This is a genomic window from Methanococcus vannielii SB (assembly GCF_000017165.1).
GTDB lineage: Archaea > AGJL01 > Methanococci > Methanococcales > Methanococcaceae > Methanococcus > Methanococcus vannielii.
Genome location: NC_009634.1, coordinates 1,328,086 through 1,347,724, shown reverse-complemented (window position 1 = coordinate 1,347,724; position 19,639 = coordinate 1,328,086). Strand labels below are relative to the sequence as shown.

General features: G+C 30.8%; 20 protein-coding genes. 10 read left to right on the top strand and 10 right to left on the bottom strand.

Translation table 11 applies throughout. From position 1 onward, the window contains the following. Positions 1–10 precede the first annotated feature (10 nt). The 4 genes from taw3 to MEVAN_RS06800 all read right to left on the bottom strand — a co-directional run bounded on the left by taw3 (position 11) and on the right by MEVAN_RS06800 (position 2,167). Entirely contained in the window at positions 11–595 is a 585-nt protein-coding gene (gene taw3, locus MEVAN_RS06815) for a tRNA(Phe) 7-((3-amino-3-carboxypropyl)-4-demethylwyosine(37)-N(4))-methyltransferase Taw3 (RefSeq protein WP_012066133.1), read from the bottom strand. A 163-nt stretch (positions 596–758) separates the two neighbouring features. After that, positions 759–1,103 carry a DsrE/DsrF/TusD sulfur relay family protein gene (locus MEVAN_RS06810; RefSeq protein ID WP_012066132.1) on the bottom strand — a complete coding sequence of 115 codons (345 nt, stop codon included), beginning with the start codon at positions 1,101–1,103 and terminating at the stop codon, positions 759–761. A 9-nt stretch (positions 1,104–1,112) separates the two neighbouring features. Beyond that, positions 1,113–1,325 carry a sulfurtransferase TusA family protein gene (locus MEVAN_RS06805; RefSeq protein ID WP_012066131.1) on the bottom strand — a complete coding sequence of 71 codons (213 nt, stop codon included), beginning with the start codon at positions 1,323–1,325 and terminating at the stop codon, positions 1,113–1,115. 152 nt (positions 1,326–1,477) lie between these two features. After that, positions 1,478–2,167 (bottom strand): SWIM zinc finger family protein, encoded by a 690-nt coding sequence (locus MEVAN_RS06800; protein WP_012066130.1) that lies wholly within the window; start codon positions 2,165–2,167, stop codon positions 1,478–1,480. Positions 2,168–2,241: 74 nt separating this feature from the next. On the opposite strand from MEVAN_RS06800, the gene MEVAN_RS06795 reads away from it, so the two are divergent. The 5 genes from MEVAN_RS06795 (at position 2,242) to MEVAN_RS06775 (ending at position 8,014) form a co-directional block, all read left to right on the top strand. Next, complete coding sequence (locus MEVAN_RS06795) at positions 2,242–3,954, top strand: 2-oxoacid:acceptor oxidoreductase subunit alpha (protein ID WP_012066129.1); 1,713 nt, start codon at positions 2,242–2,244, stop codon at positions 3,952–3,954. Positions 3,955–3,957: 3 nt separating this feature from the next. Beyond that, positions 3,958–4,818, top strand: a complete 861-nt coding sequence (locus MEVAN_RS06790) for a thiamine pyrophosphate-dependent enzyme (RefSeq protein ID WP_012066128.1) — start codon at positions 3,958–3,960, stop codon at positions 4,816–4,818. Between the two features lie 136 nt (positions 4,819–4,954). Continuing rightward, on the top strand, positions 4,955–7,018 hold the full coding sequence (locus MEVAN_RS06785) for a thioredoxin domain-containing protein (protein WP_012066127.1): 2,064 nt from the start codon (positions 4,955–4,957) through the stop codon (positions 7,016–7,018). Between the two features lie 19 nt (positions 7,019–7,037). After that, on the top strand, positions 7,038–7,796 hold the full coding sequence (locus MEVAN_RS06780; protein WP_012066126.1) for an N-glycosylase/DNA lyase: 759 nt from the start codon (positions 7,038–7,040) through the stop codon (positions 7,794–7,796). 80 nt (positions 7,797–7,876) lie between these two features. Beyond that, the gene (locus MEVAN_RS06775) at positions 7,877–8,014 is read left to right on the top strand and encodes a rubredoxin (RefSeq protein ID WP_012066125.1); all 138 of its coding nucleotides are present in this window, start codon (positions 7,877–7,879) and stop codon (positions 8,012–8,014) included. A gap of 21 nt (positions 8,015–8,035) precedes the next feature. Here the strand turns inward: MEVAN_RS06775 and hypA are convergent, their stop codons facing one another. Then, positions 8,036–8,410, bottom strand: a complete 375-nt coding sequence (gene hypA / locus MEVAN_RS06770; RefSeq protein WP_012066124.1) for a hydrogenase maturation nickel metallochaperone HypA — start codon at positions 8,408–8,410, stop codon at positions 8,036–8,038. Continuing rightward, positions 8,410–8,871 (bottom strand): RNA-binding domain-containing protein, encoded by a 462-nt coding sequence (locus MEVAN_RS06765; protein ID WP_048059171.1) that lies wholly within the window; start codon positions 8,869–8,871, stop codon positions 8,410–8,412. Before MEVAN_RS06765 ends, hypA begins: the two co-directional genes overlap by 1 nt. Before the next feature lie 364 nt (positions 8,872–9,235). Between MEVAN_RS06765 and MEVAN_RS06760 the strand changes: the two genes are divergently transcribed. Continuing rightward, the gene (locus tag MEVAN_RS06760) at positions 9,236–12,361 is read left to right on the top strand and encodes an Eco57I restriction-modification methylase domain-containing protein (protein WP_012066122.1); all 3,126 of its coding nucleotides are present in this window, start codon (positions 9,236–9,238) and stop codon (positions 12,359–12,361) included. Positions 12,362–12,496: 135 nt separating this feature from the next. Here the strand turns inward: MEVAN_RS06760 and MEVAN_RS06755 are convergent, their stop codons facing one another. Further along, positions 12,497–13,081 carry a 50S ribosomal protein L15e gene (locus MEVAN_RS06755; protein WP_048059170.1) on the bottom strand — a complete coding sequence of 195 codons (585 nt, stop codon included), beginning with the start codon at positions 13,079–13,081 and terminating at the stop codon, positions 12,497–12,499. Between the two features lie 233 nt (positions 13,082–13,314). Between MEVAN_RS06755 and MEVAN_RS06750 the strand changes: the two genes are divergently transcribed. Both MEVAN_RS06750 and MEVAN_RS06745 read left to right on the top strand, forming a co-directional pair. Then, positions 13,315–13,731 carry a translation initiation factor IF-2 subunit beta gene (locus MEVAN_RS06750; protein WP_012066120.1) on the top strand — a complete coding sequence of 139 codons (417 nt, stop codon included), beginning with the start codon at positions 13,315–13,317 and terminating at the stop codon, positions 13,729–13,731. A gap of 81 nt (positions 13,732–13,812) precedes the next feature. Then, positions 13,813–14,901 (top strand): 60S ribosomal export protein NMD3, encoded by a 1,089-nt coding sequence (locus tag MEVAN_RS06745; protein ID WP_012066119.1) that lies wholly within the window; start codon positions 13,813–13,815, stop codon positions 14,899–14,901. A gap of 49 nt (positions 14,902–14,950) precedes the next feature. On the opposite strand, the gene MEVAN_RS06740 is transcribed toward MEVAN_RS06745, so the two are convergent. Next, positions 14,951–15,859 carry a homoserine kinase gene (locus tag MEVAN_RS06740; protein WP_012066118.1) on the bottom strand — a complete coding sequence of 303 codons (909 nt, stop codon included), beginning with the start codon at positions 15,857–15,859 and terminating at the stop codon, positions 14,951–14,953. A gap of 127 nt (positions 15,860–15,986) precedes the next feature. After that, entirely contained in the window at positions 15,987–16,961 is a 975-nt protein-coding gene (locus tag MEVAN_RS06735; RefSeq protein WP_012066117.1) for an outer membrane protein assembly factor BamB family protein, read from the bottom strand. Between the two features lie 150 nt (positions 16,962–17,111). Here MEVAN_RS06735 and MEVAN_RS06730 point away from each other — a divergent pair, with 150 nt between their 5' ends. Both MEVAN_RS06730 and MEVAN_RS06725 read left to right on the top strand, forming a co-directional pair. Next, the gene (locus MEVAN_RS06730; RefSeq protein WP_012066116.1) at positions 17,112–18,038 is read left to right on the top strand and encodes a beta/alpha barrel domain-containing protein; all 927 of its coding nucleotides are present in this window, start codon (positions 17,112–17,114) and stop codon (positions 18,036–18,038) included. 24 nt (positions 18,039–18,062) lie between these two features. Further along, positions 18,063–18,248 carry a hypothetical protein gene (locus MEVAN_RS06725; RefSeq protein ID WP_012066115.1) on the top strand — a complete coding sequence of 62 codons (186 nt, stop codon included), beginning with the start codon at positions 18,063–18,065 and terminating at the stop codon, positions 18,246–18,248. Positions 18,249–18,250: 2 nt separating this feature from the next. On the opposite strand, the gene MEVAN_RS06720 is transcribed toward MEVAN_RS06725, so the two are convergent. Next, positions 18,251–19,597 (bottom strand): AIR synthase-related protein, encoded by a 1,347-nt coding sequence (locus MEVAN_RS06720; protein ID WP_012066114.1) that lies wholly within the window; start codon positions 19,595–19,597, stop codon positions 18,251–18,253. Between the last annotated feature and the right edge of the window lie 42 nt (positions 19,598–19,639).

Genomic DNA, 19,639 nt, shown 5'->3' with positions numbered 1-19,639 from the left:
TAATATTTAATCAACGATTGAGTTCATCTAACTTATCATAAAGTCGTTTTAAAGAGTTTCTCGCATGTTTTAACTTATGATTTCCTTCATCAAGCAATATTTTTAAATATTGAAAATCAACTATCATTTTTCCATCGTAGGCTACCGGTGCATCTAATTTTACAGTAGTTATTATTTCAACTATAAATCTTCTGCCAGTAATTGCTTTTATTGACGTTCCTTTAAGTCCGTTATTGTATGCAAGGTCTAAAAGAGCTTTTGAAGAATTTAAATCCTTTGATGCAATATGTAATATAGGAGAATTTAAAACAAACGAAATTTTTTCAAAATCTTTTGATTTTTTTGATATTGCTTCATCTATTTCAGAATATTCTGCATAGTGGTGCCATTTTCCAAGCCACTTTGAGTATATTTTAGGATTTTTGCCTTTTGGAAATTCGATAATTCCACATCGTCCAATACAGCTACTCGTAGTATAGTAGTTTTTAAGCTCGTTTATCTGGTCAACAAAATACATGATTTCAGGATCCACGTATCCATTTTCAACTGCATTTTGAAGCTTTTCCAAAGTGTGTTTTTTATCATTGTCAAACATTATTTTTCCACTCAAAATTAAAAAAATTTTAAAAAAATTAAAAATTAGTAAGAATTCGAAAATTTATGTATAATAACTCTTTTTCTATCAAGCTAACTTTTAAAAAATAATATAAAAACCTTCATGTTAGTTTAGGAAAAAACAAGTTGAAAATTTAAAAAAATTAAAAAGTAATATTCCTATCAGATTCTCGAACAAAAGCCGTTAAATCATTCATTGTGCCAAATTTAACTCCTGAAACGAGGTCTTCTTCAAGTATACCTCTTGCTTTTCCACAAGGCCCACAAGCTTTTACTACGGCCCCTGCCTCAATCACATTTTCAAGAAGTTCTAAGTAGTTTGGAACGTTTAAAGGATTTTGCCCCCGTTTAGCAACAAAAATACCATCTTCAAGTAAAAATATATTAACGTCAGTTCCCTCAAGTAACGCCGTTAGTGCAAATCTCAACGCAGAAAACGCTCTTTCCTTTCCATATGGGGCATCCTTAATTACTATGGTAAATTTCAAATTTCCACCTTATTTTTTAATTACAATTTTAAAACCTTTTGAGTTTTCCTCTGCAAAAACTACGGTATGGCCCCTTTCTTCAACAAATCTCCGGATATTTTGAAGAGCAGGTTTGTAATCCCCAGTTACTGTTAATTCCTCCCCAAAATTTATTGAATCTAAAGATTTTTTTGTTTTTAAAACTGGCATTGGACATACTGTTCCTGTAACATCTATTTCCATTTTAGCACCTTTTTATTATTAGATAACTTAATATATTTTTCAGATATAATTTTTATTATGGCATGGACTTTATTGTCGTAGTTTATATTTTTAAAAACATTATATAAATATATTTATTAAATAATCTAATATATACTATCAATATATATTATCTAATATTCTAAAAGTTCAAAATATTCGTATTCAATAATACTGTCTTTTACCATCCATAGTTCCCGATACTTTTTTGAAAGTAAAACAAGTTCTTTAAGAATGTTTTTATCAATTTTTCCACGTTTAAAAATCTCTTCGACAATTAAAAATAGTATTTCTTCCAATTTTTTAGAATCTGGAATGGTTTTAATCGCTTCAGGAATTAAAAGTATAAGTTCCTCGTTTTTAGAATTTCTTAAAAAATGATTTCTTAAAAAGGAAATAAATGTAAATATGTTTTTTTTCTCAATTGTTGTAAGAACTAGCATGTTTTTTGCAGTATCCAGTAAATTTTTTTCACGTGCTATAAATTCATCCCATAACTTATGTTTTATAATAATCTCTTCAAAAAGAGTCAAAATCTCATTTTTATCCATGTCTTTCAATTTTGAAAATAAAAAATCTCCATCTTCAAATTTATTACATTTATAAGCTTCTAAAAGTGCATAGGAGTGTTTACAATTATATTGGTAAGGGCAAGTACATATTCCAGTCATGTCATTTAAATTAATCGTTATAAAATAAGGTTCCCCCCCATATACTTTACCATAAAGTATATTATTTCTTTTAATACAATATTCTACCATATTTTTTAAAAAATACTCTCTTCCGCGTTCTCTTATCATTTCATCGTAAATTTCAACATTCATAGTAATCACTAAATCAAACAATAATAAATATATTAAAATTCAAAATTTATATGTATATTTAATGGAGGGGAAATATGAATCTTGAAAACGAAGTTTCAATAGTTCTTGGCGGTGCTGCAGGACAAGGCATTCATATAATTGAAGAGTCACTAACGAAGGTGCTCAAATTATCTGGTTACAACGTTTTTGCTACAAAAGAGTATATGTCTAGAGTAAGAGGCGGTATAAACACTACTGAAATCGTTGTTTCCTCTAAAAAAAATCGTTCGTATTTTAAAAAGGTAGATTTACTTGTAACTTTTGAAAAAGGTGTTTTAAACCATCTTAATGATAGACTTGATGAAAAAACTATAATTTTGGGCGAAATTAAAAATATTGACGATGAATACGTAAATAATAAAAACATTATCGATGTCCCGATTACAGAAATTAGTAAAAGTGTTGGTGGAGAATTATTTTCAAATACTGTTGGTTCAGGAATTATTCTTGGCCTTTTTGACGGAGATTTGGAAATTTTTAATAAATACATAACTGAAAAGTTTTCAAAAAAAGGAGCGGGAGTCATAGATAGTAACTTAAAAGCTGCTCTTAAAGGATATACTCTTGGAAAAAAAATTTTAATTGATCATGATATCCAAATTACCATTAAAAAAAATAGTGAGGTTAAAAACGAAGTGTTGCTAAGTGGTACTGAAGCTTTTGCGTTAGGTTTTGCAAGATCAGGGTGTAATTTCGTATCATTTTACCCCATGACTCCTTCAACAGGTGTTTCAGTATTTCTCGCAAACCATGCTAAAGATTTAGGAATAATTGTAGAACAGGTTGAAGATGAAATATCTGCAATTAATATGGCAATTGGTTCGTGGTATGCTGGTGGACGTGGCCTTGTAACGACTTCAGGGGGCGGTTTTTCGCTGATGTGTGAAGCCGTAAGCCTTTCTGGAATGACTGAATCTCCAGTCGTTATTTATCTTGGACAACGGCCTGGCCCCTCAACGGGACTTCCAACAAGAACTGCACAGGGTGATTTGAATTTAGCACTTTATTCTGGCCAGGGTGAATTTCCAAGAATAATTTATGCACCCGGAAGTATTGAAGAAGCTTATTTTACAAGTCAACTTGCATTTAATATGGCAGATAAATATCAAGTTCCAGTTTTTGTTCTTTCTGACCAATATTTATCAGATACATACTACAATATTTCGGATTTAGAACTTAAACATATTAAAAAGGAAAATTACATCACCAAAACCGAAAAAGATTATAAACGGTACAGATTAAGCGATAGTCCAATATCAAAAAGAGGAATTCCCGGATATGGGGATGGAATCGTACTTTTGTGCGGTAACGAACATGATGAATTTGGCGATGTCACGGAAGATCCAAAACTCATAACTAAAATGGCAGAAAAACGAAATAATAAGATAAACTTAATTGAAAAAGATTCTATAATGCCAAAATTTTTTGGAAGCGATAACTACAAAAATTTAATTGTTACATGGGGTTCAACGTATTATCCCGTAAGAGATGCACTTTTAAAACTAGATTTAAAGGATACCGCACTTTTACACTTCAATCAAGTTTATCCGTTACCAAAAGAATCTGAAAAATATTTTAAAAATGCAGAAAAAATTATAAATGTTGAATTGAATTATTCGGGACAGTTTGGACAACTTTTAAAACAATTTTTTGGAATAAACATTCATTCAAACGTATTAAAGTACGACGGAAGAACTTTTTCTGTTGAAGACCTTTCAAAAAAATTAGAAGAAATTTTGAGGGGATAATTAATGAATAGTGAATCATTTGATAGAATTGGAAAAATAGACATTTCATGGTGCCCCGGTTGTGGGAACTTTGCCATAAGAAATTCGCTTACAAAGGCACTATCTGAACTATCGTTAAAACCAACTAATACGGCATTAATTTCGGGGATAGGGCAAGCTGGAAAAATGCCCCACCATATCTTAGTTAATGGATTTCATGCACTTCACGGTCGAGCAATTCCAACTGCAACTGCGGTAAAAGCAGTTAATCCAAATCTTACCGTTATTGCAGAAGGAGGGGATGGAGATATGTATGCAGAAGGAGGAAATCATCTAATTCATGCAATAAGAAGAAATCCCGATATTACAGTATTGATACATAATAACCAGATATATGGGCTTACCAAAGGACAAGCTTCCCCCACCACACTTATAAATACAAAAACTCCAACACAGCCTTTTGGAGTATTTGAAGAACCTTTAAACCCGATAGCACTTGCAATCTCTTTAAATGCATCTTTTGTTGCCCGTACCTTTTCGGGATATGTTGAAGAAACTAAAGAAATAATTAAACAAGCAATTAGCCATAAAGGTCTTTCAATTGTGGATATTTTTCATAACTGCCCCTCATTTAACAAAGTAAATACGGTATCATGGTATCAAGAAAATACTTATTTTATGTATGACCACGACCCACAAAATAGAAAAGAAGCGTTTAATAGGGCACTTGAAAACGAAAAATATCCTCTTGGAGTATTTTATATTTGTAAAAAACCCATATTTGAAGAAAAATTACCAGCATACGAAAAAAATAAAACTCCAATATGGAATAGGGAGCCTGTAGTTGAAAATATTGATAAAATAATCAATTCTAAAAAAGTATAAGATAAGACTAATAAATAATTTCTTTAATAAATAACTCCTTATTAATAAATAATTTCTTTTAATTTTTTTCGAGAGTTAAGTATATAGCAAGTTAAAAACAGATTTTTATTTGATAAATTTTTAATGGGGGAGTTATATGGTTAAAAACCGTCTTATCAATGAAAAATCACCTTATTTAAAACAGCACGCAAAAAACCCCGTTGACTGGTATCCTTGGGGCGAAGAAGCTTTTAAAAAAGCTAAATTAGAAAATAAACCAATATTTTTATCCATAGGCTATTCTACGTGTCACTGGTGCCATGTAATGGCCAAAGATTCTTTTGAAGATTTTGATGTTGCAGATACATTAAATAAAAATTTTATCTCAATTAAGGTCGATAGGGAAGAAAGGCCCGATCTTGACGACATATACCTGAAAACATGTCAGCTAATGACTGGAAGTGGAGGGTGGCCACTTACAATAATCATGACTCCGGATAAAAAACCATTTTTTGCAGCAACTTTTATTTCAAAAGAGCCCCGTTTTGGATCTCCCGGAATTATAGACCTTTTAGAAGGAATTTCAGAATTATGGGCAATCAAACATGATGAAATCGTTAAAAGATCAGATGAAATATTAATTCATTTAGAAAATATTTCAAAAACAACTTCTAAAGGAAAATTAGATGAAAAATTACTTGAAAAAGCATTTTTACAGCTTAAAGAAATATACGATAAAAATTACGGGGGTTTTGGCGTTCCAAAATTTCCAACTGCCCATTTAATAATATTTCTTATAAAGTACTGGAAAAAGACTGGAAACGATGAAGCACTTGAAATGGCAATAAAAACGCTTGATAAAATGAAAATGGGCGGAATTTATGACCATATAAGTTACGGGTTTCACAGATATGCTGTTGACGAAATGTGGAAACTTCCGCACTTTGAAAAAATGCTCTATGATCAAGCGCTTATTTCTATGGCATACCTTGAAAGCTACCGTGCAACCAGAAATGAAGAACATAAAAAAATAGTGTCAGAAGTATTTGAATATGTTTTAAAAGTATTAAAATCCCCTGAAAAAGCCTTTTACTCTGCTGAGAATGCAGAAAGTGAAGGGATTGAAGGAAAATTCTACACGTGGAACATTACCGAAATAGACCAGATTTTAAGAAATTCTGAAAATAATATTTTTAAAAAAGTATATAATATCAAACCTGAAGGTAATTACCTTGGAGAATCAACTGAAGCTACAAACGGAACCAATATTCTTTACATGGAACGTTCAATCCAAGAAATTGCATCAGAAATGGAGATGTGGCCCGAAGAAGTTGACCAAATACTTGAAAAAGCAAGAAAAAAGCTTTTAGATGCGCTTGAAAATAGGAAGAGACCTTCAAAAGATTATAAAATACTTGCAGACTGGAATGGACTCATGATTGCTTCACTTTCAAAAGCGGGCCGGATTTTTAAAAATGAAGAGTATATCAAAGCTTCAGAAGATGCTATGTCATTTTTACTCTCAAAAATGGTTATAAATGAAAAATTGTACCATAGCTACATTGAAAACGAGTTAAAAGTTCCAGGTTTTCTTGATGATTATGCATTTATTACTTGGGGATTAATTGAACTTTATTTTGCAACATTTAATATAGAATACCTAAAAAAAGCCCGGGATTTTGCTGAAAAGACTTTGGAACTATTTTGGGAGGACGGAGGATTTAATTTTGCTTCAAAAGAAGTTAACGACAATATTTTTAAAGTAAGAAACATTTATGATGGCGCAATTCCGTCTGGAACTTCTATAATGGCATTAAATCTTTTAAAGTTGTCGCATATTTTAAGAATTGATAAATACCATGAAAAAGTATATGAATTATTTGAAAATTCTGCTGAAAAAATTTCAAAATCGCCATTTACGTATTTACAAATGCTCTCGGCATATAATTTTGATAATGACCCAACTGATGTATCGATTGTTGGCGATTTAGAAAATAAGACGACTAAAGAAATTATTGACGAAATAAATAGAGTATACCGGCCAAATATGTCACTATTATTCATACCTTCCGATTCAGAACGGTTAAAAAAACTTGAGAAAATAGCAAGTTTTGTAAAGGAATATCCAACGTCAAAAGACCCTGTTGTTTACATTTGTAAAAAAGACTCTTGCTTAAATCCTGAAACGAATCCCTCCCAAATACTTAATTTGTTAAGATAAAAATCATTTAGTTGAAATTATGGAAAATTTAGAAAAAATAAGAAAAATCAAAGAAGTATTTAATAGTCTTGATGTAAATTTCGCACGTGAAATGGAAGAAAACGTTGATTTACAGTATTTTGTACTTAAAAATTTGAAAAAATCGATAAAAAGTGACGAAATTTTTATAAAGCTTATTTTAATAAACTCACTTGTTAGTTACCAATTAGGTACAACAGGCGAACTATGGTGGAAGGAATTTTCAGATTATTGGTCAAAACATGATTTTGAACCATCAAACCTTTTAAAAGAATATATTAAATTTTTAAGAGGGTCTAAAGGTAATAAAAGACTTTTAGATACTAAAACAAAACGAATTGAAAAGATTTTCCCGTTTTTAAACGGATTAACTATTCAAAACTTTGAAGATTACTATCAAAATATGGAATATTTGCTCTTAAAAATTTCAAAAGAATTAAACTCTAAAAAAGAGTCTAAAACGATAGTTTTTGCCGTTAAAATGTTTGGATACGCTGGAAGAATAGTTTTTAATAAATTTATACCCTATCCAATGGAAATACAAATACCAAAAGACTCCAGAATTGAAAATTACACTAAAAAACTTACAGATGAAGACCCTGTAGTTTTTTGGGGGAAAATTTCAAAAGAGTCCAATATACCCCCATTACACCTAGATTCGATAATATGGCCCGCATTAGGAAGAAATTTTGATAATAAAAGCCTTTTAAATACTTTTGGGAAAAAGTCAGAATTGGTATTTAAACTTGTCGATATTTAATGACATAGTAAATATATAAGGTATAAAATACAATATTTCTTTGAATTTTAAATTACATTTAATTAAATGGAGGGATTTTTATGGCAATATGGAAATGTACGATTTGTGGTTATGAGTATAATGAAGAAAAAGAGGGTAAAAAATTTTCTGAACTCCCTGACGACTGGAAATGTCCACTTTGTGGCGCTAAAAAGGACGCATTTGTCCAAAAAAAATAATTTAATTTTTTTAATATAAAATCAGTCGTCAAATTCGATTATTGCATTTTTAATATTGAATTCTTTTCCACCTTTAATTCTAACATTCATACTTCCGCATTTTGGACATTTTGCCTCTAATTCATCAGTTACTTCCAAAATTCCTAAAAACCCGCAATTTAAACACGAAATTTTCGGTTTTATCATTTCAGTATTTAAAACTGCATTTTTACAAAGCGTATTTTCAGCAATAACTTCAAATGCAAATTTTAACTGTTCAAAACTTATCAAGGTTAAATCGCCAATTTCAAGATTAATTTCTGAAACTCCTGTGACCTTTTTTCCAAGAGATTCCTGTTCTTTTAAAACTTCAAGTATTGAATTTAAAATTGATGTTGCATAGGAAAGTTCGTGCATTAAAATACACCCCTATTTTCAAGTCTTTTTAAAACTTCCTGCCTTACTTTTTCTTCTTTTCCAGAAGGCGTAAAAATTTTGAAATTTACAACTATTCTAACCGTGTCATCGCCATCTAATAGCTTACATTCACCTAAACACGCTTTTTGTTTATCGAATCTTAAATAAAGTTTATTTTTTTCTATCCTTAAATCCAAGTCATCTTTTATTTTATTAATATTTCTTTCATCAGTTTTTAAAAGGTCAATTACGTATTCAAAAACAAGTCTTGCTTTTTTTCCTTCAACAGTTATAGTGTGTATTTCAATAGGATTTCCAAAATTGCCCTCTGTTTCTACTGTTTCCGCAATAATATCAGTTTCATTAATTATTTCGGGTAAAAAAAAGGATAAAGTATCTAAAACCTTTTCTTCATCTTCTGTCGCATTTTGAATCGTAGATATTGTTACATTATTTACCATTTCATAAACACCTTTTTGTGTTAAATCCGTATAAATCGACATTTACCATTACTATATAAACAAAATATATTAAAAATATACCGTAGGCAGTAACTTTATCAAGAACTGAAATTTACCTCTAAAATGAAGAAAAATTAAAACTCTACAATAAAGAATCTAAGGAACTAGGATTTAATAGTTTTCAGTGGATTCATCAAATTTTCAAATTGATAAAAAATTTAAAATCATCGAAATGTGTACTTTAAAATTTAACATTTAAAGAAATTAATCTAGGTTATAAAAATTAACCGGCTGTATTTTAATATAATTTAATCCATATTTTAAACTCAAATTAAATCAATTTCTAATTAACGAGGGGTTTTTGATGGAACATATCCTAATTAACAAGAATGTTTTAAAAGAAAAATTAGAAAAATTTGAATTATCTGATATTTTAAATTTAAACGAAAAAAGAACGATTTTAAACAAATGGATAACTGAAATAGAAGATAAAGGGATAGAAACTATTAAAGAGGAAGCCTTACAGGGCTTATTTTTAGGGGAAATTTTTGGAACGGTTTTAAACTATATTTCAAGAATAGGAAATACAGAATGGAATTTAGAATATGAACAAAAAACAAAAGTAGACAGCAAAAAAGCAGATGGTGCTTTAGGGTTTTTTGAAAGTGAAGTAGGGGGAGGAGACATTCACGCAGTAATAGAACTAAAAGATGGAAAAACCAATTTAGACTTAAAACAAAATAGGAAAGATGACAAAAGAACCCCGATAGAACAGGCTTTTGATTATGCCGCAAAATCTGGAAAAAATTGTAAATGGGTAATAGTTTCTAACTTTAAGGAAATCAGGCTCTATAATTATGTAAATACTAGAATGGAAGAATATCATTTATTTGACATTGCAGAACTTAAAAATGATGATAAATTTAAGGAATTTTACTATTTATTAAATTTTGAAAACTTAATTTCTAAAACTGGCGACTCTAAAACTGAAAAACTGTGTTCTGAAACAGTATTGCATCAAGAAGCAATTACTAAGAAGTTTTATACGGAATATAAAATCATTAGATTAAAGTTATTCGAAACGTTAAAAGCCAATAATCCCGAAAAAGATGAAATATTTTTACTCGAAAAAACGCAAAAACTCCTCGATAGATTTTTATTCGTATTTTTTGCAAGAGGTAAAGGAATTTTGCCTTCGGATATCATCGATAGGGTGGAAAAAACTGCTAAAACTGAATTTTCAATGCCACGTTGGCAATTGTATAAATTCCTCTTTGATAACATAGACTCAGGTCATGAAAATAACGGAATTTTTGCATACAATGGGGGACTATTTAAGAAAGACGCAGAATTAGACAGTTTAAATGTTTCAGATGATATTTTTAAAGAAATTGTTAAGCTATCCACTCACGATTATGAGGGAGATTTGAACGTAAATATATTGGGACATATATTTGAACAGTCTATTTCAGACCTTGAAGAAATAAAGGCATCAGTTAGCGGGGAAGAATTCGATAAAACGAAAGGTAAAAGAAAAAAAGACGGTGTATATTATACGCCAGAATATATAACAAGATATATTGTAGAACAAGCTATTGGCGGTTGGCTTGAAGATAGGAAAAAAGAGATTGAAAACAAAATAAATGAAGAAATTGCTAAAAAAATAGAAAACAAGAATACTAAAGACGGAAAATCTAAAACTTGGAAACCAAAAGAATATTTTACCGACGTATCTACCGAACAGTTGCAAAAAGATCGTTTAAAAGATGGTATTCACCTTGGAACTAACACTCAATCGAATTATTCCCTTAAAGCATGGCAAGAATATAAAGAAATTCTAAAAAATATAAAAATACTTGACCCTGCATGTGGTTCTGGAGCTTTCTTAATTCAAGCTTTAAATTATCTTGTAAAAGAAGGAAATCAAGTTAATAAGATTATATCTTATTTACAGGGGGGAACTACTGCATTATTTAACTTAAAAGCGGATATTTTAAGAAATAACCTTTACGGTGTAGATTTAAATGCCGAATCTGTCGAAATTACAAAACTTTCTTTATGGCTTAATTCCGTTGAAAAGGGGGAAAAATTAACCGCACTTGATAATAATATCAAATGTGGAAACTCTTTAATTGATGATATGAATGTTGCAGGAGATAAAGCGTTTAAATGGGAAGAAGAATTTAAAGAAATCATTGAAAACGGTGGTTTTGACGTTGTTATAGGTAACCCGCCTTATGGTGCTAAATTAAGTACGGTAGAACAAAATTATCTGATAAATAAGTATATTCAAGGAGGTGGTGAAACTGTCATCTCTTTTTTAAAATTTTCATACGGCACTATAAAAAATGGAGGATATCTCGGATTTATTATTCCAAAATCGTTTATATTTTCATCCAATTATCAAAGTATTCGTTCATATTTAAAAGAAGACATTTTTGAAATTGTAGATTGTAAAAAAGTATGGGACGAAGTAAAATTAGAACAATGCATTGTTGAGTTGAAAAAGAATTCCGAAACTAGATCATACCATACTTCAGTACTGAATAAACCTATAATAAATAAGATTGGAGTCATTGATAAATCAACTTTTGAAAAATATGGATTTTTTTTGAATAACGTTTCAAATCAAGAATTAAATATTGCGGACAGAATGAATAGTTTTGATCATTTCTTAAATGATATCTCACGTAACAGTAGGGGAGGACTATTTCAAAAATACATATCTGAAACTGGCGACTACCGAGTATTAGGCGGGGCCGAAATTCAAAGACACGGTATTGTTGGAATTAAAGGAACAGTTGGAAAAAAATACGTTGAAAATGATGAAAAATCTATTATTTATGAAAATAGTGTTTTAGTTCAAAGAATTGTTGCACATATTACAAAACCAATGGATCATATAAAAATTACGGCATGTATCCCTAAGGGGTGCGATTATAGAATCGTTGATACAATAAATCAAATTGTTGTAAAACCCGAAGTATCCAATAAATTAATTTGGTTATTATTAAATTCAAAATTAATAAATTGGTATGCATATCGATTTATTTTTGCAAAAGCAATTCGTACAATGCAGTTTGATAATCCCGTCACTTCAAGAATTCCAATACCAAAAATATCACCCGAAAAGCAGGCACCATTTATTGAAAAAGCTGATTTAATGTTAAATTTAAACAAAGAATTCCAAAAGAAAAAGAAAGATTTTTTTAAAATTCTAAAAGTAAGTCTAAATTTAAATGAAATTTCTAAAAAATTAGATTCATTTAACGAAATAGAATTTAATGACTTTGTAAAAGAACTTAAAAAACAGAAAATAACTATTCCTAAAAAAGACATTCCAGAATACAGCGAAATATTTGAAGAATACAGAAAAGAATTAAATAATTTACAAGATAAAATCAATAAAACCGATTCAGAAATAGATAAAATGGTCTTTGATTTGTACGAACTTACAGAAGAAGAAAGAAAATTAGTTTTAAATAGTTAATATCTATTTTAATAATTCTTTAATTATTAAAAAATCAATTAAAATAAATATTGCAAAAACTGGTTTAAATAACTTTGAAAGTATTGAAAAATTAAAACGAATAAAAAAGAGATATTATGTATTATTAAATAATAATTATTTTGTCTTTTTGCCGTTAGCTCTTACACTTGGCCTTGCTTTTTCAGCACCCTTACCTTTATACATCAATCCTCTTCCCTTCTTACCTGCAGAAGTTAAACCTCTGTTTGCTCTTCCTTTCTGATTTCCATTTGAAAGCCATGCATAGGTTTTGTCGTTTTTGATTGATGGGTGGCATGGGTCAATTAAGATAACTTCGTACCATTTTTGTTTTCCATCTTGCCCTACCCAGTATGAGTTTAAAGCTTCCATGTTAGGGTATTTTTTTGCAGCTCTTTCTTCAGCAATTCTTTGGATTGATTTAGCCATTGTAATTTTATTAACACCGAGTGTTGAAGGTTTTTTGGAGTGTTGTGGTCTTGGTTTTCTTAAACCTCCTCTTCTAACACTTACTCTTACAACGACAACTCCTTGTTTTGCCTTGTATCCTAAGTTTCTTGCTCTATCAATTCTTGTAGGTCTCTCAATTCTTACAACTGAAGGTTCTTTTCTCCATGTTTGCATTCTTGCCCACAATAATTCCTTAACGTATGAATTAGCAGGTACTTTCCATGCTTCTTTTACATAAGTATACATGCTCATGTTATCACTTAAGTTTTGTTTGTCTTTACTGTTTATGGGTTCAGCTAAATCGCTACACGCCCTACGGGAATACACCCGTCACTAACCTGCTAGTATAACCTAGCTTAACATTATGTATCAGGACAACTATATTAATTTAACGGCAAGTATATAAATAATGGACTAGAAAACACATTTACAAATTGTTTACTTTTTTACAATTGTCTATTTTGTAACTTAAATTTGGTGAAAACATGGTCGATTACTTCGATTACAAAGAATTATTAAAAAGAGCGAGATCACAACTTCCAGAAGTAGTATTCAGTGATGTAAGGTTTGAAATTCCATCCGCAGACAGTTTTGTGGAAGGAAATAGAACCATTATTAAAAATTTCAAGGATATTGCAAAATTCATGGAGCGGGATACTCACGAGTTTGCAAAATTCGTAATGAAAGAACTTGGTACTGCTGGAGACATGGAAGGAAACAGGTTAATACTACAAGGTAAGTTTGGATGGAGAATGGTAAATGAAAAAATCCAAAACTATGTAAACGAGTATGTTTTGTGTCCAGAATGCGGAAAACCCGACACAAAAATTATCAAAGAAGGAAGAATACACTTCTTAAAGTGTACTGCTTGCGGTGCAATGAAACCATTGAAATCATTATAAAACTCTTTTTCTTTTTAACCTGAATTTTACATTACCCTAGTTTTTTATTATTTTAAAGACTAATTTTATTTGGTGATTATTATGAAAGGACTCTGTTACCGTTGCGGTCATGAAGACGAACTTTTAGAAGGACTATGTAAGATTTGCTATACTCATGTAAATCCACTTATGGAGATAAATGAGGAGGTTCATGTTGAAGTATGCCATATGTGTGGCTCATATAAAAGAAGACTTTGGCAAGACCCTCAAAAAAAAGAAACTTACGAAGTTTTAGAGGAAATTGCTTATTTTGGAACAAAGGATAATTTAAAAAAATCAAATAAGAGTATTGAAGTTGATATAATAGTTCAAGAGCCAAAACAGCTTCCGGGCGGAAAACGGTCAAGGGTTGAAATTCCTGTAGTTGTATTCGCTCAAGGAAAGCTTGTTGGTGAGGATAATGAAAGGGAAGAAGAAAAAAAAGTTACAGTTTATTTAGATATGGTTCAATGTCCAAGATGCTCAAGATGTATGTCAAATTATTATGAAGGAACGCTACAAGTCCGTGCAATGAATAGATTCTTAAATGAAGAAGAAAAAAAAGAACTCGACTTGTTTGTAAGGGATGAAGCTGAAAGAAGATTAAATAAAGATAGAATGGCATTTATATCAAAATTTATATCTCAAAAAGAAGGTTTAGATTACCAAATGGGTTCAATGGGTGCAATTAGAAACATTGCTGGAGCTATAAAGGCACAATACGGCGGAAAATCAATTGAAACTGCAAAACTCGTTGGTGTTGAAAAAGATACTGGAAAAGACCAGTATAGAATTACTGTTGCAGTTAGAATTCCAGAATTTAAGCTTGGAGATATTTTAGAATATGCCAAAAAATTATATGTTGTTTCTTCGGTTAATGAGGTTAAAGTTTATTTAAACCCTATTGAATCAGGCGATAAAATCTCTTTAACTTGGAATGATGTCGAAAAAGAAGTAAAACTGATTAAAAAAGCTACTGACTGCGATACTGCAACTGTAATTTCCGTAAGTTCAGAAGTTATTATTGCAATGGATGATTTAAATTATGAGATTTATGAATATGATAATAATCTTGAAAATGTTATCGAAGGAGATAAAATTCGAATATTTAAAAATGAAGAGATAAATAGGGTTTTACAGGTTTTAAATTAACTTTAAAAAATAAAAATAAGGAAAAAATAAAAATAAAGATTTTATGATGTTATTCTATTTCTTCAATGTAACATCCAAGGCCAACTCTAGTATAGTAAACTGGGCAGTTATACACTTCCTTAAATATATTTTTTATATCAATTACGTGTTCTTTTTTAGGTATTGCAATAATTGCAGGTCCTGAACCACTAATCGTTACCCCGTATACTAAATCTTTTAACTTTTCTTTTATTTCTAAATAACCGGTAATTAATTGGGCCCTACAAGGCTCAACTACTGCATCTTTTGACATGTATTGTCCAAACAAGTCTAAATCGTTATTATATAATGCATAAATCATTCCTGCGGCTTTTCCAACGTTATTTACCATGCTTTTCATTGGAACCTCCTTTGGAAGAATTTCTCTTGCAGATTTTGTACTTACTTGTATATTTGGTAGTGCAACAATTACATCAATTTCTACAGGTATATGCAATACTTCTAAAGGTTCATAGTTAGTAGTAAGGGTAAATCCCCCAAATATTGCTGGAGCAACATTATCTGCATGAGGTGCACCTGCTGCAACAGCTTCACCAAGAGAAGCGTATTTCACAAGGTCTAATTTTGATAGTTTAAGTTCAAAAAGTTCATTTAATCCAAAAGCAACTCCGGCACACGATGCAGAACTACTTCCAAGGCCACTTCCGGGTTTTATTCCCTTTACTATATGAATATGAATTCCTGATTCTATTTTAAAATCTTCAATCATTTTTTTGGCAACTACTCCTGCAGTATTCTCTTCAACATTTGTTGGAATTTCTTCTGCTTTTTCTCCCTCTAATGTGATTTTAATTCCAAATTCGTCTACTTTTTCAATAGTAACTATGTCATAAGGTTTTGAAAGGGCAATTCCAAAAATATCGTAACCCGGGCCTAAATTTGCAGACGTTCCAGGAGCGCATACTTTTACTTTTTTCATGATACCACCAAATACTCTTAATAATATTAATCGTAAACCTTTAAGTAAAATACATATAAAAAAGCTTAGTTTTATAAATATTAAAAAATTATGAAATATTTCTAATAAAATAGATATTATAACATAATTATAAACCATTTAAAAGAGCGTAAAGCTTCCCGTTTCTAGAACCGAAGTATATAGTTCCATCTTCATCAATTACTGGGGAAGATACTATCCAGTTTTCAGTATCAAAATTCCATTTTTTAGTTCCGTCAGGATTTATGGCATATAAATTACCATCATATGAACCAAAATAGATTGTACCATCTTTTCCAATTGCGGGAGAAGATTCAATTCGCTTTTTTGTACTAAATCTCCATTTTTCTGTTCCGTCAGGATTTATGGCATATAAATTACCATCAAGAGATGTTACATATATTGATTCATCATTTGAAATAGCAGGTTTTGAAACTACCCAGTACCCCGCATAAAAGTTCCATTTTTCTGTTCCGTCAGGATTTACTGCATAAACCTTATCTGAACCAAAATAGATTGTACCATCTTTTCCAATAGTAACTTGGGACACTACGGAGTCATTTGTTTTAAATCTCCATTTTTCTGTTCCGTCAGGATTTATGGCATATAAATGTTCGTCATTTGAACCAAAATAGATTGTACCATCGTTATATACAACTGGAGTTGAATAAATCGACTTTCCCGTTTTAAATCTCCATTTTTCTGTTCCGTCAGGATTTATGGCATATAAATTACCATCAAGAGATGATACATATAAAACATTGTTAAATATTGTAAAATCCGACAAAATTGCTTTTTCAGTTTTAAAAATCCATTTTTTAGCCCCTTTTGGACTTACTGCATAAACCTTATCTGAACCAAAATAGATTGTACCATCTTTTCCAATTAACGGTTTACATTCTATTACTTCACCAGATTTAAATGACCAGTGTATTGTTCCATCAGGATTTACTGCGTAAAGACATTTATCGCTTGAACCAACGTATACAGTCCCCTTTTCATCGAAATTGGGACTCGAATCTATACTTTTTCCTATAATAAATTCCCATTTTAAAATATTTCCATGTTCGCCCCCACGAAACATGTTATTCACCTACCCCATTTTTAATATGTATGCCTTCTTATGTTAGTAACATATATAATAATTTTTATTTAAGTTTTTAAAATAAATATAAAGAAGTTTAAACCAGAACAGATAATATAGTTAGCATTCAAAAATAGGGAGGGAATTTTCATGATTAAGAAATTAAAAAATACGGATATAATAGTTCCCTTGGAAACCCCAAAATCCATGTATGACGAATATATAAAAAATTACCTTGAAATTACCAAAAATACCGGTAAATTAATGCTTTTTGCGGGAGACCAAAAAATTGAGCACCTTAATGACGATTTTTACGGCGAAAATATTTCAATAGATGATTCAGACCCTGAGCATTTATTCAAAATTGCAGCTAATTCTAAAATCGGAGTATTTGCAGCACAGCTTGGATTAATATCTCGCTATGGAAGAGATTACAGTGGTGTAAACTATCTTGTTAAATTAAATTCTAAAACTAATATCGTAGAAACTGAGCAAAAAGACCCTTTAAGCTGTGCTTTATTAAGTGTAGCCGATGTTTTAGAGTTTAAACAGAATTCTGGACTGAATATACTTGGAATAGGGTATACAATATACCTTGGAAGTGAATTCGAGTCAATAATGCTTTCTGAAGCTTCAAAAATAATATACGAAGCCCATAAAAATGGCTTTGTAGTTGTACTCTGGGTTTATCCAAGGGGAAAAGCCGTTAAAAATGAAAAAGACCCCCATTTAATTGCAGGGGCCGCAGGAGTTGCTTCATGCCTTGGAGCAGATTTTGTAAAGGTAAATTATCCTAAAGGGGAAAATCCTGAAATATTATTTAAAGAAGTAGTTATGGCCTCAGGAAGAACAAAAGTAGTATGTGCAGGTGGAGGAAGTAAAAGTCCTGAAGAATTTTTAAAGGAGCTTTATAACCAAATCCATGTTTCAGGAGCGTTTGGAAATGCTACTGGCCGTAATATACATCAAAAACCATTAAATGAAGCAGTAAATATGTGTAATGCAATTTATGCAATAACTATTGAAGATAAATCTGTTGAAGAAGCTTTAAAAATATATAACGGGAATATGAAGTAAAATAATAAATTAGGGTGGTTTAATTTGGATATGGATGTAATACTTGGATTAATAGATACTCTTGAAAAAAAAGGAGTTGGACTGCAACTGTCTGTTGAAAGTAAAAAAACAGTTGAAATTTCCATAAAGAATAAAAATATCGATATTAATATTGTAGAACCTTCAAAAATTGGAAAATTAATAAAAGAACTAAATATAAATAAACCATAATTCTAATCTTTTTTAATAATATCATTTACGATATAATTTTTCTTTTCTATTGCCATATCGCACGTTTTTTTAACTTTTTCTTTCATTTCTTCAAAATCATCTGGTTTTTGTTCCCCTATGATTTTTTTAACAGGAGTATATGCAGCCTCCCTAAACTTTGGAATTAATGGTTCAGTTTTTCCTTCTTTTGTAATTAAATAACTGGTATTTCCTTCTTTTACTATTCCAATTTTTTTTGCCCCAGTTTTTTCCATAATTTCGGCAGAATTTTCGTTTGGAGCTATTATTAAAAGACTATCTATTGAAACTCCTAAGGGGTCAATATTTAACTCTTCAAGCATTTTAAGCACTTTTGGATTTATAAGGCTATAAACATCTTCTTTAATAATTTCAAGGGAAACTTTTGCAGTATTTGATATTTCGTATGCATCTCCCCTTAAACCGCCGTTTGTAACATCTGTCATTACGTGAACGTATTTTAAAAGGTCATTTTCAATTAAACTTTTACACGCTTTTAAAAAATCAACGTTTATTGTTTCCCCTATAACGTCAAACATTCCATAGTAAAGTGCCGTTGTTGAAATGGTTCCTCCACCGCTCCCTTCTGTCATTAAAATTACGTCCCCAACCTCTGCTCTTTTTCTTGCTGTAGGCTCCCCTTTTTCAATTACACCTATTGCACCAACTGCACTTACCATTCTATCCCCTAGTACCATGTCTCCTCCAACCCTTAATGTACTTCCTGCAACTAGCGGAACGGAAACAGCTTCAGAGACTGCGCAAATACCCGAAGTATAATCAAATATCTTTGAAACATCCCCATCATCTGCAAGGTGAATATCACTAATTAATGCAACTGCATCTGCACCCATAACATAAACATCCCTTAAAGCAGCTCTTGCAACGTGAAAACCTGCTAAAAACGGAAAATCACTGAGTCTTGAGTGTGTGCCGTCAATTGCAACTACAACGTGTTCTGCTTTTGCCCTAACTACTCCTGCGTCGTCTTGATCAGTACTATCAACTTCGGTTTTTTGTTTAGTACTTTCAATAATTCTCGCAATTTCGCGGTGTACAAAAAAATCCCCCTGCCCCCTACTTCCAACGCCCATTTTACCCATTGTAATTCCAGAATTAGGGCAGTCTAATATATATTTCAAAGCATTGTCCTTTGAATCATGGTATTTTTCAGTCGTTTTAACTTCTTCTAAAACTGCTCCTAAAAATCGTTTTGCCCATTCATCATCAGTTTCCTTTATTTCAACTACTCGCTTAAAACCGTCTTCAATAATTTTATCTTCAGAAATGCCTTTTTTAAGACATCTTCTTACATAACCTTCTATATCCATTCTTTTCACCGGCCTAAAAATAAAATAGAAAACTAATATGGT

Excerpts from the sequence above, each read along its gene's own strand:
- taw3 (WP_012066133.1), bottom strand. The coding sequence starts at position 595 with ATGTTTGACAATGATAAAAAACACACTTTGGAAAAGCTTCAAAATGCA.
- MEVAN_RS06805 (WP_012066131.1), bottom strand. The coding sequence starts at position 1,325 with ATGGAAATAGATGTTACAGGAACAGTATGTCCAATGCCAGTTTTAAAA.
- MEVAN_RS06800 (WP_012066130.1), bottom strand. The coding sequence starts at position 2,167 with ATGAATGTTGAAATTTACGATGAAATGATAAGAGAACGCGGAAGAGAG.
- MEVAN_RS06795 (WP_012066129.1), top strand. The coding sequence starts at position 2,242 with ATGAATCTTGAAAACGAAGTTTCAATAGTTCTTGGCGGTGCTGCAGGA.
- MEVAN_RS06790 (WP_012066128.1), top strand. The coding sequence starts at position 3,958 with ATGAATAGTGAATCATTTGATAGAATTGGAAAAATAGACATTTCATGG.
- MEVAN_RS06785 (WP_012066127.1), top strand. The coding sequence starts at position 4,955 with ATGGTTAAAAACCGTCTTATCAATGAAAAATCACCTTATTTAAAACAG.
- MEVAN_RS06780 (WP_012066126.1), top strand. The coding sequence starts at position 7,038 with ATGGAAAATTTAGAAAAAATAAGAAAAATCAAAGAAGTATTTAATAGT.
- MEVAN_RS06775 (WP_012066125.1), top strand. The coding sequence starts at position 7,877 with ATGGCAATATGGAAATGTACGATTTGTGGTTATGAGTATAATGAAGAA.
- hypA (WP_012066124.1), bottom strand. The coding sequence starts at position 8,410 with ATGCACGAACTTTCCTATGCAACATCAATTTTAAATTCAATACTTGAA.
- MEVAN_RS06765 (WP_048059171.1), bottom strand. The coding sequence starts at position 8,871 with ATGGTAAATAATGTAACAATATCTACGATTCAAAATGCGACAGAAGAT.
- MEVAN_RS06760 (WP_012066122.1), top strand. The coding sequence starts at position 9,236 with ATGGAACATATCCTAATTAACAAGAATGTTTTAAAAGAAAAATTAGAA.
- MEVAN_RS06755 (WP_048059170.1), bottom strand. The coding sequence starts at position 13,081 with ATGAGCATGTATACTTATGTAAAAGAAGCATGGAAAGTACCTGCTAAT.
- MEVAN_RS06750 (WP_012066120.1), top strand. The coding sequence starts at position 13,315 with ATGGTCGATTACTTCGATTACAAAGAATTATTAAAAAGAGCGAGATCA.
- MEVAN_RS06745 (WP_012066119.1), top strand. The coding sequence starts at position 13,813 with ATGAAAGGACTCTGTTACCGTTGCGGTCATGAAGACGAACTTTTAGAA.
- MEVAN_RS06740 (WP_012066118.1), bottom strand. The coding sequence starts at position 15,859 with ATGAAAAAAGTAAAAGTATGCGCTCCTGGAACGTCTGCAAATTTAGGC.
- MEVAN_RS06735 (WP_012066117.1), bottom strand. The coding sequence starts at position 16,961 with ATGTTTCGTGGGGGCGAACATGGAAATATTTTAAAATGGGAATTTATT.
- MEVAN_RS06730 (WP_012066116.1), top strand. The coding sequence starts at position 17,112 with ATGATTAAGAAATTAAAAAATACGGATATAATAGTTCCCTTGGAAACC.
- MEVAN_RS06720 (WP_012066114.1), bottom strand. The coding sequence starts at position 19,597 with ATGGATATAGAAGGTTATGTAAGAAGATGTCTTAAAAAAGGCATTTCT.